Consider the following 15,726-nt stretch of genomic DNA (forward strand, 5'->3'; position numbering starts at 1 on the left):
GGCTGGCCCACGACACGGGCCTCTTCGTGTTGTGCCCACCTCCCTCTTCAGCTTCGACACCGAGACGCACCTGATTCAACCCGGGCTCCTCGCACCGCCGCTCGTCTGCGCCTCTCTCGCGCATGCGGAACCGGGCAGCGAGCGCCTTCTCTCCACAGCCCAGGCGCGTGACTGGTTCCGAGATGCTCTCTCCTCCCCGAGCATCCACCTGACGGGCGCCAACCTCTCCTACGACCTGGGCGTGATGTGCGCGGATGATGCGCGGCTCGTGGACGCCGTCTTCGACGCGGCGGAGGCTGGTCGCCTGCACGACGTCGCCATCCGCGAGGCCCTCATCGACATCGCCCGAGGGCTGCACGGCGTGGACCCGGAGACGGGCCGCCAGCTGGGCGACGACGAGGGCGCCCGCTATCCGCTCTCCCTGCTGGTGAAGCGCCACCTGGGGCTCGACATCAGCGCGGAGAAGAAAGCTCCGGATGCATGGCGCCTGCGCTACGCGGAACTCGAAGGCGTGCTGGTGGAGCAGTGGCCCACCGCCGCCGTGGCCTATCCGAAGCGGGACGCCCGCTTCACCCTGGACGTCCACCTCGCCCAGGAACGCGTCGCGGCCACGGTTCCCAACGGCGGCAACCTCCACGCGGAGGCCGACCAGGTCCGCGCCGCGCTGGCCCTGCACTTCGCTTCCATCTGGGGCCTGCGCACCGATGGCACACGCGTCGCGGATCTACGGCAGCGAGTGGAGGCGGAGTGGAGCGCCAACCGCGCCCGCTTCCTCGCGGCGGGCATCTTCCGGCCCGACGGTTCCAAGGACTCGAAGCGCCTCTCCGCGCTCGTCTCCGCCGCCTACAACGGCATGCCGCCCGTCACCTCGCCCTCGGAGCGATTCCCGGACGGACAGGTTGCCACCGACAGAGACACGCTCCTCGATTCGGGCGACCAGCTGCTGGAGGAGCTGGGCAAGGCCGGCAAGGTGGACAAGTACCGCTCCACCTACCTGGGCAAGCTGGAGGCTGGCGTCGCGGTGCCGCTCAACCCGCGCTTCAACGTCCTCGTCTCCACGACGCGCGTCTCTAGCGACTACCAGCAGCTTCCCCAGAAAGGCGGCGTCCGCGAGTGCCACGAGGCCCGCCCAGGCTTCGTTTACTGCTCCGTGGACTACGCGGGCTTGGAGCTGCGCACCATGGCCCAGCGAGCCATCTGGGACGTGGGCTGGTCGCGGATGGCGGAGGCGCTGCTCGCCAAGGAAGACGTCCACACGTCCGCCGCCGCGACCTTCCTGGGCGAGAGCTACGCCGCCCTGCTGCCGCGAGTGAAGGCGAAGGAGGCCATGCCCACGTCCTTCCGTGCGCTCGCCAAGGTCTTCAATTTCGGCAAGGGCGGGGGCATGGGCGCGGGTGCCATGGCCTACCACGCGCGCGCGAAGGACGACGTCCGCTTCTGCCTGTTGGCCAAGTTGGCGGAGGCGTGCGGCGTCGAGCGCGTGCCGGTGCGCGTCCAGGGCAAGGTGAAGATGGTCTGCGCCACGTGCGTTGAAGTCTCCCAGCGCTACGGCGACAGGTGGCTGGACGCGTGGCCCGAGCAGCGGGAGCTGTTCTCGCGCGCCAGCCGCCTCACCTACGGCGGGCAGCTGGTGGACGTGCTCATTCCCGGGGCCAACATCCTCCGGGGCGGGTGCGGCTACACGCAGTGGCTCAACACGCCTTTTCAGGCCCTCGGTGCCGTCGGGGCGAAGCTGGCCACCTGGCGCGTTGCCCGCGAGATGTACACGGCCCGGCGCTCCCCACTCTGGGGCTCGCGGCTCGTCCTCATGGTGCACGACGAGCTGGTGGCGGAGCTGCGCGCGGACTGCCCCAACCGACTGCACGACGCCGCCGAGCGCATGGCTCACATCATGCGGCAGGCCATGCGCGAGACGACGCCGGACCTTGCCGATGCCATCGAGGCGGAGCCCGCCCTCTCGCGGGCGCTGTCGAAGGACGCGGCCACGGTGCGCGACCCCTTCGGCCGACTATTGGTGTGGAAGGCCAGCAGCAACCAAGCGCTACCTTGAAAGTTCCCTCGCAATAAACAAAGGGTAGCCAAGCAAATCATTCGTCCGATAGTTGACACCCGAGAGCGAAAAACACTGCTCATCCGTAAAATATCTCTTCAAGTACAAAGAAGAAATCTTCCGCACTTCACCTGTCGACATTGCACCACAATCAATCAGCTTTTTAACGGGGTGAAGAAATGTTCCCCTCCCAAGCGCCTCCTCTCCCATTGACGAAAGCCGATAAATTACTCCTCCATCAATGAAGTTCTTGATCATCTGAAGTGCGGAACAACCCGACACCAAGGAACCATTGTATTTCTCGTCGAACCAAGTCTCCGTCAGATAAAGAAAACAACCCGTCCAGTCGTAGGGACCAAGGCTCAACTCATTCTCGGCTGGCTCTGCGATCCACACGGCCAACTCATTCAACCCCGGCAGATTCTCAAGCGCCGCCTTAGGGAAGACGAGCCTGATTGCGTTTATCTCCTCGAAAACAAACGGCCGATCCCGCTCTCGGTCAGGACACTGCTGAGGACGATGCTTAGCCACGAGATTCCGCTCTTGCAGAATCTCCATTAACATATCAATCTGCTCGTATGCCGTCGGCAAAGTGTCGCACGTCTCCTCAACCCACTCGAACTTTGGGACTGCTCCTGAGAGCCCCAAGGTCCTCCTCCTTCTGGGCCGCCGTGAACGCAGGTCCGAGAACTGTCCAAAGATCATTTCAACGCGCCGACGATCAATGAAAATATAGTCTCGCATTTAGGTCCAAATTGCATGAGTCTACTTCGAGTTGGCCGCGTGTTGGAAGTGCCCCCATTCCAACAAGGTGACATCCAATCCAACTGTCAACGACGGCAAGCCCTGCACGAGGCTTGTATCCATTGACCCAGGGCTCCGGCACTGCGGAGTAGCCCTCTTCGACGTTCCCTCAGCCTCCCTTCTCTGCGCAGGGTTGCCGAAGAACCCCGAGCCCGCCCACGCGGCGCGGTCCCTGCCCTCCTGGGCGGCCATGGCCGGCGCCGTCCAGGCATGGCTCTGCCCACGCGTCCAGGACGAGCCCTTGCAACTCGTCATCGAGCTGCCCCGCGTCTACGCCGCCGCACACCAGCGGGGCGACCAGAACGACCTCATCCAGCTTGCCGGCGTCGTCGGCACGCTCAGCGGAGCACTGGCGCCCGTCACGGAACGACGGAGCGTCTTCCCACGGGACTGGAAGGGCACTCTCGACGCGGACGCGTTCATCGAGCGCATCAAACAGCGCCTGGACTCCGCCGAACACCTTCGCGTCGAACTGCCAGCCGCAAAGGACCTCCACCATAACGTCTGGGACGCCATCGGCATCGGGCTCCACGCCCTTGGCCGTCTCGCGCCTCGCCGCGTCTTTCCGAGGTGACCATGGCCACGCAACCAACCGGCCCTGGACTCGATGGCCCCGCCGTAACCGTGGAGCGCGCGGCGGAGTTGCTCCAATGCAAGCGCACCCGTGTCTTCGAGTTACTCGCAGAGGGACGCCTGAATCGCGCTCCCAAGTTCGGGCGAAAAACCACGGTTCGCCTCGACTCCATCCTCGCGTGCCTTGAAGCCCCCCGGGCAACTCCAGGGGGTGGCACTCGGGGCCCTCGTAGGCAGGCTCAGGCCACCGACTTCTCGTTGGACGCGTTCAAGTCCGCCGTGCGCAAGGCAATGGACGGGTCCTCGTGATGAACGAGCTTGAGCGGAAGCACAATCATCGGAGGGACCTGGACGCTCTTGTAGAACGTCCGCGTCGTCTTGGTGCTCTTGTGCCCCATGACAGCAGCAACTTCCTCAACGGGAAGCCCCTGCTTTGTGGGCCGCACCAGGACACCGTACTCGGAAGCCCAGTTCGAAAAGCTGTGGCGTAGTTCCCCGGGCTCAATGACCCGGATCTTCTCCTTCTCCTCGTCGGACTCGCACTTCTCACGGAGACGATTCGCTGCTCGCTTGAGCATCACGAGAGCGGGCGCGCGGGTAAGCGGCTTCTTCCGGGCCTGGAGCCTTATGGCGGCTGCGAAGGTCTGCGCGTCGAGGCTGATGACGTGGTGATCCCCTCGCTTGTGGAAGAAGGTGACAGTGCCCTTAATGCCACACGGGTCGTCCACCTCCTTCAGGAGGGCCTCGCCCTTCGCCACACGGGCAATCTCGGAGTCGTGCATCGCGGCCTTTGCCCGCATGCAGATTGTGTCGCGAAGGAGCTGGCTCGGAATCTCGCCATAGACGGACTCCACCTCCTTCATGGTGTATCCCTTGGCTCGAACGCTCTTCTCAGGCTTCGCCTGGGGCACCATCAGGTCCAATGTGGGGTCGTTGCTCCGATGCAGCTTCCCGTCCTGGCGCAACCACTTCGTGAACGCCTTCAGCGCAACGATCCGGTGATGCTCAGCTGTCTTCCATCCCTTGAGGAGCTTCCGCAGCTCCGCGAGCGTCACCTCCCGTAGGTCACGGCCAGCGAGCGCGACTCCCCAGTGGGCTAGGTAGTTCCCAAGGATGTGCTCGACGTATTCCTCCGTGAGCCCCTCTTTCCGCGCATGGGTGAGGAAATCTCTCTGGACGTCCGGAGTCAGCACCACTGCCTCGGATGCAGCCCGCACAGCTGCCTCAGCTGCGCTCAGGGCAGCTTGCTTGCGCGTCTTGTAGGCCAGTGGATCCCTCTCGAAGAGGGCAAGCTCCGCGAGGGCTTCACGCTCACTCGCGACACTGAGGGTGAGAACTCTGCGTACCCCTGCGATGCGGCGCTCAATCACCCACACGCGGCGCCCATCCACCTCACGAACGCGTCCACCATCCCACTTGCCGACCCACTTGGCGCCCATTCGTCCTCCATGGCGTTACCATGACGTTACCGAGGCATATACCATCCAGTCTATCACTCTTGAAGCAATAGTCCTTTCAAGCCGGTAACACGGGTTCGAATCCCGTCGGGGACACTGAAGGACCAAGGCCGGAAGCCGCTGAGACCCAGCGGTTTCCGGCCTCGGTCTTTTCTGGCCCCGAAGCGTCTCCAGCCTCTGGATGGCGCGGTGTCTCTCCCGTTGCGGTTCGTCAGGGGCGGAGCGTGCGCTTCAGCAGCGCCAGGTCCGAGAAGTATTTGACGTCATCCCAATTGCCAGACAGCGCGGAGTTGTCTGCCCCCGCCGAGAGCCTTGACAGCCACCCGCCGTTGTCGAGCTTCTCGATGGGGAGCATCCGATAGCCCGCCTGCTGCTGCTGCCGGACAGGCGGGACCTCCGGATGTCGAACAGGAGGGCTGGGCGTCTCCCCCACGTCCGGCCCTGGGGCCATGCTCCGCGCAGACGCCGAGCGCGCAGAAGCCGAGCGCGCAGAAGCGGCACGTGTCACGAGCCCACTGGCCAATCAGAGCCCCACTTCGATGCGCCGGGTCATGGCAGATCCCCAGATCACAGACAGAATGTACATATGGCATCCCAGGATACCCCCATTGGAGCCTGCCCACGCCCCTGGGGCTGGAGCGCAGCTCAGCAATGCTTCTTGATGAGGGCCTTACAGGCGGTGACCGCTTCGTCCATGGTGCAGTGGGTCTGCGCGCAGTTCGGCCGGCCCGTTTTCGGGTCCTTGCAGTACTCCAGCACGACCCAACAGGACGCGCCCATGGAGGACACATCCCCGGACTGAGCCATATCTGGCTCCGAGCGATGCTTGATGACCATTTCGGTGCCATCCTCCGTGGTGACAATCTGGCCCTGCTCCGCCAGACCGTCGACCTCCGCTCCACAGCCCACGAGCGGAATCACAGCCAGCATCATTCCTACGAGCAGCTTCTTCATGGTCGGTCCTTTGGGACGAGCAGACGCCGCGTCGGCGTCACCGGGCCGGGGAGCGCCCGGCCATCAGCGCCTTGAGTAAAGCACAACGAGCAGTGACGCCCCTCGTCATGTCCAGCGGAGATCGTGAAGCGGATCATCTCGCCGGAGTTCGCACTGGACTTCGTCTGGGGGAGAAGCAGGTGCACGTACGCACTCGACCGGGCTGGCATCCAGCGGGACGGGGATCTCAACCCGCATGCGCACTACGCCCCTATAGAAGAGTGCTGCCTATGATGAGGCGTGACGAGCCAACCCTGAAGCATCCCCTCATCTGAATCAGATAAGTCCAAAGGCCTCTCGGAAAACAGCGAGCTCGCGGACGAGTTGCCCGAATCGCTCCACCAACGGGCGAAGTCGTTCATCGCTCATGCGCGGCATGGCCATGAAATAGTAGGCGCCTTGGGTGAACAGCGAGTGCGTACGCCGCTTCACCGTATTCACTCTCAAATGCTTGTCGTAACCCAGCGCCTCGCCCGCTGCGCCCAGCAGCGTCAGTAGTACCTGGGCCAGGGCGCTGATGAGCAGCAACCTGTCTCGGCGCTCCGGCGTCTTCACGCGCACCTGCTTCAGTCCCATGCCGAACTTGAGGTCCTTCACGTCCCGGAACGTCTCCTCGATGGTGAACCTCCGAGCATAGACGTCCAGCACCTGCTGTGCCGTGGCTTCCGTGAGGCTGGTGGCCAGGCACCAGGAGTCCTTCATGCCCTTGCGTTTCACACACACCACGGCCCCCACCTGCGCCATGGCTGCGGTGACGACGCGTGCGCCTCGGAGCACCTTCGCGCGTCCGCCTTCGGGGACCCACTCGGCCCCCGGCTTTGTCTCCGCGTCCTCGGACGTGACGAGCACGTCCGCACGGAAGCGAACCACGTACTCGAAGCCCAATTGCCTCAGCAGCGCGTAGAACTTCGCATCCGCGAAGCCCCGGTCCGCCACCACCGTCACCTTCACCTCCGAGGCAATCACCTCGCGCAGTCGCTGAAGCGTCTGGTCCTCCACCAGTTGCCGGTTGCCCGCGGAGGCGGACTTCACCAGCGTCGTCCACAAGAGCGGCGTGGCCCGCCCATGCTGGGTGATGAGGCTCGCCACGAGCGTCTCCTGGTCGTCCTGCTCGAAGTCCGTCCAGTCCAGCGCGATGACGGCCTCGGTCCGCTCCGCCAGCACGAAGGGCACCCAGGCCGCGAAGAGCCTCCACACGTCGAAGCCCCCATTCGAAAGCAGTCGGTCCACCTGCTTCACCGCGTGCTTGGACGTGACGTCCTCTCCACGAGCCCACGCCATGGCCTTGCCGATGGCCGCCACCGACAGGCTCGCCGCCTGCACCGCCCCCAGCGTCGCGTGTGACAGGGACAGGATTCGTTTGACGTGCAGGTCGTCCTCGAACACTTCCGTCAGGAACGCCCGCACCTGCTCTGCGTCAATGGCCACCTTGCGCCTCATGGTGGATGCACTCTTTGCCCGACTGCCAGCTCCGCCGCACTCAGCTACCGAGCGAGCGTATGCTGATCAACTCGCTAAATGAGGGGATCCTTCAGCTCGTGCCCGGCACACCCTGAAGACTGGCGATCCAGCTATTCCGTCTTCGCCTCCTGTTGGAAACGACGCGGAGGACTCGCTGTAGTCGTAGCTCAAGCGGGTACCGGACGTCGTCCATTCGGCTCTTGAGAGCTCCATTGATTGATGGGAAGTTCACCAGACCGCAGCCGTCTCGGCGGGAAACCTTCATGGGGGTCGTCGTGGCTTACTCGGCAGAAATCAGCAGAAGCAACCCGACGTGCTTGCTGTTCTTGGTAGACCAGTCGGGATCAATGGCTGACCCGTTCGGTGGCAGCGGTGAATCGCAAAAGAAGAAGGCTGATGGCGTTGCAGATGCAACAAACCGACTCCTTCAGAACCTGGTCATCAAGTGCGCAAAGGAGGAGGGCATCCGCGACTATTTTCACGTCGGCGTCCTCGGTTACGGAGCCAGCGTCGGTTCCGCGTTCAGCGGTTCGCTCGCGGGTCGTGACACGGTGCTTATCAGCGAGGTCGGAAACTCGCCCGCTCGGATCGACGAGCGCACCCGCGAGCGCGATGATGGCGCGGGCGGCATTCTGAAGGAGAAGATCAGGTTCCCGATCTGGTTCGAGCCAGTCGCGAATGGCGGTACGCCGATGTGTCAGGCAATCACGCGCGCCAAGGAAATTCTGGAAGGATGGCTGCGCCAACACCCCGATGCATTTCCTCCCATCGTCGTGAATATCACCGACGGGGAAGCAACCGACGGCGACCCCACCGCCGTCGCCGAAGCTCTTCGAAAGCTCCGAAGCAGCGACGGAGAGGTTCTCTTCCTTAACGTGCATCTCTCCTCAAGGAGGAGCACGCCGATCGAATTCCCGGACACCGAGGTGATGCTCCCTGACCAGTTCGCCAAGCTGCTCTTTCAAATGTCGAGCCAACTCACGCCGGGAATGCGCACCACCGCCGAGCAGGAGGGTATCAAGACCTCCGATGGTACTCGTGGCTTCGTCTTCAACGCGGACATGGTGGCCGTCATCAAGTTCCTGAACATCGGCACGCGGCCCAGCAACCTGCGGTAGGTGACGCATGGAAGTGGAGATCAACGAAGAAGTCTTTTGGGTGCAGAAGGCCGGAAGTTCGGTCGCCGAGTACGAGGACTCGTTTTCTTCGAAGGGACCGGCGCGCAAAACCGGCGATTCCTTTCGCTTCGCAATCTCTGACGGAGCCACTGAGAGTTCGTTTTCAGGCGTGTGGGCACGACTGCTCGTGTCGTTGTTCTTCGAGTCCAACGACACCATGGATGTGCCAAGCCTATTGGCTAGCGCACGCCCTCGATGGGCCGCCGAGGTCGGGAGGAAAGAGCTTCCATGGTACGCGGCAGTCAAGGCCCAGGATGGGGCGTTCGCGTCGTTCCTAAGCCTGCACCTTCGGACTGGTCGCGATGGGCAAGAGCACTCGACATGGCGCGCCCAAGCAGTCGGAGACTCTTGTCTCGTGCAAGTGCGAGCTGAACGCGTCGTGTTTCGCTTCCCACTAGAGCATTCATCTGAGTTCGGCTCATCACCCTTCTTGCTTCCGAGCAACCTGGGCGACTCGGTAGCTATCGAAGAGCACCTTCGCATCGCAGAAGGCACCTGCGAGCCAAGCGATACGCTGTACCTGATGACCGACGCCCTTGCTTGTTGGTTCATGGCAGAGGACGAAGCAGGACGCGCTCCTTGGCGTGTCCTCCGAGACCTGAACACGAAGGACCAAGCCGAGGCCTTCGACGCAATGATTGCGCGACTGCGCAGGGAAGGCACGCTCAAGAACGACGACTCGACCTTGATGCGGATTGACGTTTTCTAACGGAGCGTCAATGTCCCTTCCTACCGATAGCGAGTACCAAGAGGCTGTTCAGAATCCAAGCCAAGTATTCAGCGACCCGGATTTGAAATCCGGGCAGCCCGAACTCACCAGTCCGGCACTTCCATTCCCTAAAGCAAGGTCCGGGAACTTTGCGACCGTATACCGGCTGAACTGCGGCACGCAGTCATGGGCAGTACGTTGCTTCACACGTTCGATCCACCCCGACCAGAAGCGGCGTTACGCGGAAATAAGCAGGCACCTCGAAGGAACCAAGCTGCGCTACGCGGTGGGCTTCACACTCATCGAAAAGGGCATTCAGGTACGGGGCCAGTGGTTGCCCATCCTGAAGATGGAGTGGCTTAACGGCGAGTCTCTTGGGTCGCACATTGAACGAAACCTGCGCTCCCCGAAGGCGTTGCTTGCACTGGCGACCAAGTGGGTCGAAATGACTCGGGCACTGCGCCAGTCCGGAATCGCCCACGGAGACCTTCAACACGGGAACGTCCTCATCGTCGGCGGTGAACTGCGTCTTATCGACTATGACGGAATGTTCGTGCCTTCGTTGGCAGGCTCCACGAGTTACGAGCGCGGACACGACAACTACCAACACCCTAAGCGAGGTGACCTCTTTGGCCCGGACCTCGACAACTTCTCCGCATGGGTGGTTCTCATTTCCATCTTGGCGCTCGCAAGCCAGCCGCAGCTCTGGGACCAATTCAAAGGCGGCGACGACTGCCTGCTCTTTCGTAAGCGCGACTTCTCCGAGCCTGAGAAATCGAAGGTACTGCTCGCGCTCCTGAACTCCCGAGAGCAAAGTGTTCGATCGCTCACCGCGCTCTTCAAGACTTTGCTCTCTCTTCCTGCCGGTCAGGTTCCCCCACTTGACGGCAATCTGCTTCAGACCGCACCGCCAACATCTCAGTCGAGTGCCATTCCAAGTTGGGTGGGTGATCATAAGTCCGCCCATGCACCAAGGTTGCCAACTGCTCCCTCATCGCAGACCCCAGCCGACGCTCCTGCTTCTTGGGTCCTCGACTTCGTTGAGCCCCCCACGAAAGCGTCAGCTCAATTCGTTGGGAGCAAGGCCAGTGAACAGGTAATAACGGCCTATAGTGTCATTTTCGCGCTCGTGGTCGGAATCGGAGTCTTGGGTGGGGCGCTACCTGCACTAGCGCTCTTCTCTGTTCCATTCGTCGCGCTCTTTATTGTGCTTTTTCTTCTCTTTCAGCATCATCGAGAGCCAGCCGCCCAAGCTCGTTCACAGGCACGCCGCAATCTTCATGAAGCAAAAAAAGACGCGCACAAGGGTGAATCACTCGTTGCGTCGCTCGCGAATGAATTAAGGCACGTGAAGAGTGAGTTCACAGTAGTGAGCGAGCAACATCGCAAGGCCGAAGAGACAATCCAGAAGAGGAAAGCCAAGGAACTGGAGCGACATAACACAAAGCACCAGTCAGAGCGGGCGCAGATTACGCAGGAACAGCGAGCCGTGGACCTCTTTGAGAGTGACCGACTCGGGATCATCCAAAGGGATTCAGGCGCACGAATCTCTGGCCTGCAGCAGCGGATCGCAGAAGTAACGCTCAGCGAACAATCGGAAATGAACGATGCGCTGCAGGCCTTGCAAAAGCAGTTCATCTCCACCGCGCTGCATCGAGCAACGCTAGGTAATGCAGACATCCCGGGCGTCAAGGCTGCACTAAAATACAAATTGGACATGGCGGGGTTCTACACGGCCGCGAGCATTTCGTCGCCGCACGCGGTGCAACACGTGCACGGCATCGGTCCTGCCAGAGCGCATGCGCTCTGGATTTGGCGCCAAGCAGTCGAGCGCCAGGCTCGCTCCATGATGCCCACGAAGCTAGATGGGAGCGCCACCCAGAACATCCGCGGCAAGTACGCCAAGCTCCATGCTGATTTGGAGCTTGAGCTTGACCGCATGTGGCAAAAGAACGCTGATGAGATCAATTCTGTCCGAGTTCAGGTAGCGCGCGAGCGAGAGCGCCTTGCTGTGCTCGAACGCCAAGCCGACGGGAGCTTGAAAGCCGCCGACTTGGCAGTACGGGATCGATTCGCGCCCGAATTCGTTCAGGCCCAGAAGGAGTTGGACGCAGCCTCCTCAATTGCACACAAGGCCATCAGCCAAATTGAGAGCAAGCTACAGGCAGCTCGCGCCGAAGCCTTTCGCCTTCAGTATCGCCGAGAGATAATGCGTAAAGATTTATCATCATACGATCCCGTGCGCTTTGGGAAGTACATGCGGCGACTGGTCGCCCGCTGACGGGCCCCTGAACACCTGGGTGAGCTACTTCGACTCATTCTACGTCACGAAATGGACGCCCAGACCCCTCACCATTCGGCTCAAGATCGAGGTGCACGCCGGCAACGTGGCGAGCGTCTTTGTCAGCAGCCAGTTCGTCTACCAGCAACCCTGGGGCGGAGGAACTGGAGCGATGCGCTTCTGGCAAATCACAATTGCTGACAACTCGAAAGCACCACAACAAACCTACACTGCACTTGTTCCAGATGATATCGATCAGGGCGAAATCTCGAAAAATCAACTCGCATTCATTGCGCTCCGTGGAGTCAATTGGGGGTCATTCTCCGCCTGGATCGTCACATTTCTTGCGCCAGCAAAATAAGGGGCGTCGACTGCAAGCGCCGAAATCTAGAGGCCCCATCAATGTCCGCGTCTCGTCCTTGAGTATCCCACAAGCGGCCAGCCCTGCTCCCATGGCTCGCTGGCTCGCTGGCTCGATTGAAGAAACGTGACCATGCGATTCCGCGCCTGCGCCGCAATTCTGCTCATCCTCTCCGCGTGCGCTACGTCGGCACCGTCCCCAAGAGAGCGTGTGCCCCAGAACCCGAGGATTGCCAACCTCCTTCGAGCGGCGAAACTGCCCTGGGCTGACGACGGGCGGTGCGTTGTCCGCGAAGCGTCCCAGCCTTGGCCCGTACTGATAGAGAAGTGCTATCGGACCCTCGACCATGACCGGATCGAGTTCCACGACACCACGGGAAGATGCACGGTCGCCTCCGCTGACGCCGCTGCCGTGGGAATCGGGTTCTGCGTACTGGCGGCTCCTGAGATTGCCGTGGGAGCCGTGATCGTACTTGGCGTGGTGGTGGTCGGCGTCGCCATCAAAGAGGCGCTGGACGCGTATGAGCTGCGGCACGCCTACCCCGAGGAAGCTGGGGCCTCACGAGGAACGCAGGTGGCATCCCGGGAAGCTGAAGTGCAACGCAAGCCCAAGCTGAAGCCCGAGCCAGCGGGTCAGGACTGGCTCCCCCCGGTGCCGCCCGGATCACCGGAGCGCGAGCGCAGTCCTGAGTGCAGGCCCGTCCCAGTGCCGCATCGTGGCGGCAATGACCCGCACAACGACTGCGCCGACCTCCTTCCGCAGAACAGCTTCCCCGGCTGGGACGTGCTTGTTAATGGCAAGCAGTTTGACGCGCTGGTGCTCGTTACGCGGACTCTATGGGACGTCAAGACTGATGAATTCGACAAGCACAACCTGCGCTCCCAGCAGTTTTTTGCACGAGTGAAGCTGCCGGAGCTGCAACGCGAAAGAAGACTTGCAGAGGCATGTGGATACAAGTTTGTTGTTGGCGTGCGAAGCGCTGCGCACAAGGCTGCTATCGAGAAGCTGGACAACACCCTCGCGGTTGTTGTCATGAATTGGTGCTAACATGGCGGTCCTTCCTAATGAACTTGGCATCATTGTCTATGCGCCTGCGCTCGTGGGTGACGACAGGCGACCTCTCGCTATCGTTCACGGGATGGAAGGCGCGCTTCCTGGTCTGCGGCTAGAGTGGACGCTCTCTGAAAAGGAAGTTCTTCTTGCGTTGCCTCGCCGCGACGAATGGGTCGTTTCAGATAGGGCGGACAACGGGTTTCCGTTCCTTTGCAACGATGACGAGAACCGCCCGGTAACGATTACCGGCTGGGAGAATCCGAACGGGCTTGCGGCAGGGAGCCCGCCGCACTTGGAGGTTCACGGTTCGCTGAACCTGGACGCAGCCGGTATCGCGGCGGGAGCGGATGTGCTGGCAGCCATAGGGGAAGGCGCTCGCGCTTTCTGGGGACGCGCGACGCCGTCCAACGCGGCCGTCGAGATTTCGCAGCAGACGATTGATCCGGTGCGTAAGCCGGGTGTCCCACCACGCGGGCTCCCAGCGCTTTGGTTTCCTGACTACATCCGCTCGCCTGAAATTCCGCATTACCTCGGGTGGCTGAACTACTGGTCCGCTGCCGCCGCGCAGGCCCTCGGCTTTCCGGACCCGACCCGCGACGCCGAACTGCTTTCACGGGCGCGGCGCACGGCATCGGGCGGCTGGGTCGTGCAGCTCACTGACGCGCCGCTCGACCTGGACAACCCCGCCCACCTGGACACGCTCAAGCGGACCTACGAGCGGTTCCCCGAGATCGGCGGACGCGCAGCGCCTTGACCCGATTCAGGGACCCGGTGCGTCACTCCGGCTGTAGGAAAGAGACCCGCTGCGCGAGCATTTGCGATGGTAGCCTTCCCATTCGGGAGGTCATGCACCATTGCTCCAACCGTTCAGATTGGCCCTCGCGCTTGAGCCTGGCCAGGCTCAGTCAATCCCTCCGGAGAGTGAGGGACAGGTTTTCAGTCGGTAGCTATGGATGAGAGGTCACCTCGTACAATTCGAGGGGTGGCCTACTCCAGGAGGGCAAATGGTCCGTCTACCGAATCTCACTGCCGCCGAGTACTCGCTCAGGGATGAGGCACTCCTCGCCCTCCATGACCCGCTGAGCCTTCATGAAGCCCTCAAGGCACTCCGGCCCCACCTCCTCCGACTCGCGCAGGCCGACGCCATGGCGCTGTGCCTCATGGAGGATGGGCGTTCGCCAGGGAACGAATGGCACGTTCCGGGCCATCGCCTTCCCATCCTCGAGCGGTACGACGAGGTGATCAAACATGACTTCTTCCGGGGGCCCATCTTCAAACGACCCAACTGGGTCATCCGCGATTCGCAGCTCATGTCCCGCAAGAAGTTCGAGGGGAGTTTCATCCGCCAACGCAGCATCGAGTTGGGGCCGCCCATGGAGCACATCATGGCCGTCCTCCTCACCATCCGCCCCGGCGTCGTCGCCGCCCTCGCGATCTATAGACACCTGCCACGGCCGTTCTCCGCTCAGAATGCCGACGCTCTCGCGAGCATCACCCGGCACCTGACCCAAGCCATCCGCAAATGCGGTGTCACCCAGGGCCTCGCCACCTACGCCAACATCCTCGAGGAGCTCTACCGCCGCCCCAATGGCGCCATCCTCGTCGTGGAACCACCCCACCGCGAGGTGCTGCGCTCCCCGAACGCCGCCGTCCTTTTGGAGCAATGGTTCGCCCCTTCCGACCTCCACTCGTCTGGCATTCCCATCCCCCTCAAGGAGCAGTTGGAGGCCCTGGTGCGCATGACGCCAGATGCCCGGCTCGGCAAGGACACCTGGGTCCGCATGCACGGGAATTGCGCCCGCGTGGTCCGGTTCATCGAACTGCGTGCCCCCGAGGGTTCCCGGAAATGGGCCCTCATGATGAACGAGCTCCCCAACTCCATCCCGCTCCCTGAGCAGATGAAGTGCGAGCTCACCCCCACCGAGGTCACTGTCGCCATGGGCATGCTCAGCAACTGGAACGACCAGCGAATCGCCGAGGAGCTGGGGATCTCCCGCAACACGGTGAAGAGCCACGTGAAAAGCATCTTCGCCACGCTGCGCGTCGATGGCCGCTTGGACCTTCTCTACCAGGCGGCTCGCCTCAACATGCCTGTCTGACCAAGAACCCTGAACGGCCCTCAGCATTTCGAGCGTTCCTCGCAGTCGGTTCTGAAGGTGCTTTCGACGAAGTGCTGCGTGCCCGCGTCTTGTAGCGCGCCATTGGGCGGCTGCCTCTCCCCCAGAAGGGGGACTGCCCCCAGTTGAGGATAAAGTGACTGGACACCATGGCCCCCTCTTCTCTCGACTGGCAGTGGAAGCGCTTCAGCGAGCTCACGCTCGAGGAGCTGTACCGGATGCTCGCGCTGCGCTCCGAAGTCTTCGTGGTGGAGCAGAGGAGCCTCTATCTCGATGCGGACGGCCTGGACGCCGAGTGCTTCCACCTGCTCGGGGGCGTCCCGGGCACGGAGCAGTTGGGCGCCTACCTGCGCGCTCTGCCGCCCGGCCTCAAGTTCCCCGAGGCGAGCCTCGGCCGCGTCGTCACCGCGCCGGCGCTGCGCGGGCAGCGCCAGGGCCGCGACCTGGTCGAGCGCGGCCTGCACTTCCTCGCCGAGCGCTTTCCGGGCGCGCCCGTGCGCATCGGGGCGCAGGCCTACCTGCAGCGCTTCTACGAGGGCTTCGGCTTCGTGGCCGTGAGCGATGTCGTAGCTCGGCGTAACAGGTCCTCCGGAGTTCGGCGAACCCGGTCGGGGTGAGTTCGGCCAAACCGGTCCGCACCGGTTCGGCCAAACCGGTCCACTCGGGTGTCCGCCGACAGGCCACGCTGC

The 15,726-nt window shown here is 62.5% G+C and carries 15 protein-coding genes; 10 read left to right on the plus strand and 5 right to left on the minus strand.

Annotated features, from left to right (window positions below; all coding sequences use genetic code 11):
* Positions 1-31: 31 nt before the first annotated feature.
* Positions 32-2,050, plus strand: a complete 2,019-nt coding sequence (locus D7X99_RS20910) for a DNA polymerase I (protein WP_121779315.1) — start codon at positions 32-34, stop codon at positions 2,048-2,050.
* Here D7X99_RS20910 and D7X99_RS42365 read toward each other — a convergent pair.
* A complete protein-coding gene (locus D7X99_RS42365) occupies positions 2,042-2,698 on the minus strand; it encodes a hypothetical protein (protein ID WP_147476204.1) in 657 nt (218 codons plus the stop codon). The genes D7X99_RS20910 and D7X99_RS42365 overlap by 9 nt on opposite strands.
* Positions 2,699-3,095: 397 nt before the next feature.
* Between D7X99_RS42365 and D7X99_RS43785 the strand changes: the two genes are divergently transcribed.
* The gene (locus tag D7X99_RS43785; RefSeq protein WP_233613579.1) at positions 3,096-3,428 is read left to right on the plus strand and encodes a hypothetical protein; all 333 of its coding nucleotides are present in this window, start codon (positions 3,096-3,098) and stop codon (positions 3,426-3,428) included.
* A 238-nt stretch (positions 3,429-3,666) separates the two neighbouring features.
* On the opposite strand, the gene D7X99_RS20920 is transcribed toward D7X99_RS43785, so the two are convergent.
* From D7X99_RS20920 to D7X99_RS20930, 4 genes are all read right to left on the minus strand, one after another.
* The gene (locus D7X99_RS20920; RefSeq protein ID WP_216671880.1) at positions 3,667-4,866 is read right to left on the minus strand and encodes a site-specific integrase; all 1,200 of its coding nucleotides are present in this window, start codon (positions 4,864-4,866) and stop codon (positions 3,667-3,669) included.
* A gap of 229 nt (positions 4,867-5,095) precedes the next feature.
* The gene (locus D7X99_RS42370; RefSeq protein ID WP_147476205.1) at positions 5,096-5,335 is read right to left on the minus strand and encodes a hypothetical protein; all 240 of its coding nucleotides are present in this window, start codon (positions 5,333-5,335) and stop codon (positions 5,096-5,098) included.
* A gap of 194 nt (positions 5,336-5,529) precedes the next feature.
* Entirely contained in the window at positions 5,530-5,838 is a 309-nt protein-coding gene (locus D7X99_RS20925; protein ID WP_121779317.1) for a hypothetical protein, read from the minus strand.
* A gap of 315 nt (positions 5,839-6,153) precedes the next feature.
* Positions 6,154-7,317 carry an IS4 family transposase gene (locus tag D7X99_RS20930; RefSeq protein ID WP_121779318.1) on the minus strand — a complete coding sequence of 388 codons (1,164 nt, stop codon included), beginning with the start codon at positions 7,315-7,317 and terminating at the stop codon, positions 6,154-6,156.
* Between the two features lie 284 nt (positions 7,318-7,601).
* Here D7X99_RS20930 and D7X99_RS20935 point away from each other — a divergent pair, with 284 nt between their 5' ends.
* From D7X99_RS20935 to D7X99_RS20965, 8 genes are all read left to right on the plus strand, one after another.
* Entirely contained in the window at positions 7,602-8,456 is an 855-nt protein-coding gene (locus D7X99_RS20935) for a vWA domain-containing protein (protein WP_199753713.1), read from the plus strand.
* A gap of 7 nt (positions 8,457-8,463) precedes the next feature.
* Positions 8,464-9,225, plus strand: a complete 762-nt coding sequence (locus tag D7X99_RS20940) for a protein phosphatase 2C domain-containing protein (protein WP_121761213.1) — start codon at positions 8,464-8,466, stop codon at positions 9,223-9,225.
* Positions 9,226-9,235: 10 nt separating this feature from the next.
* Positions 9,236-11,506 (plus strand): hypothetical protein, encoded by a 2,271-nt coding sequence (locus D7X99_RS42375; protein ID WP_126933636.1) that lies wholly within the window; start codon positions 9,236-9,238, stop codon positions 11,504-11,506.
* 19 nt (positions 11,507-11,525) lie between these two features.
* A complete protein-coding gene (locus D7X99_RS42380) occupies positions 11,526-11,867 on the plus strand; it encodes a hypothetical protein (protein WP_147476206.1) in 342 nt (113 codons plus the stop codon).
* 453 nt (positions 11,868-12,320) lie between these two features.
* Entirely contained in the window at positions 12,321-12,914 is a 594-nt protein-coding gene (locus D7X99_RS44680) for a DUF6310 domain-containing protein (protein ID WP_346729725.1), read from the plus strand.
* 1 nt (position 12,915) lies between these two features.
* Positions 12,916-13,674, plus strand: a complete 759-nt coding sequence (locus D7X99_RS20955) for a DUF5953 family protein (protein ID WP_121779321.1) — start codon at positions 12,916-12,918, stop codon at positions 13,672-13,674.
* 391 nt (positions 13,675-14,065) lie between these two features.
* Entirely contained in the window at positions 14,066-15,019 is a 954-nt protein-coding gene (locus D7X99_RS20960; RefSeq protein ID WP_233613581.1) for a LuxR C-terminal-related transcriptional regulator, read from the plus strand.
* A gap of 167 nt (positions 15,020-15,186) precedes the next feature.
* Positions 15,187-15,654: a GNAT family N-acetyltransferase gene (locus D7X99_RS20965; RefSeq protein ID WP_121779323.1), complete on the plus strand. Its 468-nt coding sequence runs from the start codon at positions 15,187-15,189 to the stop codon at positions 15,652-15,654.
* Positions 15,655-15,726: the final 72 nt, after the last annotated feature.

The sequence above is a fragment of the Corallococcus sp. AB032C genome (genome assembly GCF_003668935.1).
Lineage (GTDB): Bacteria > Myxococcota > Myxococcia > Myxococcales > Myxococcaceae > Corallococcus > Corallococcus exiguus.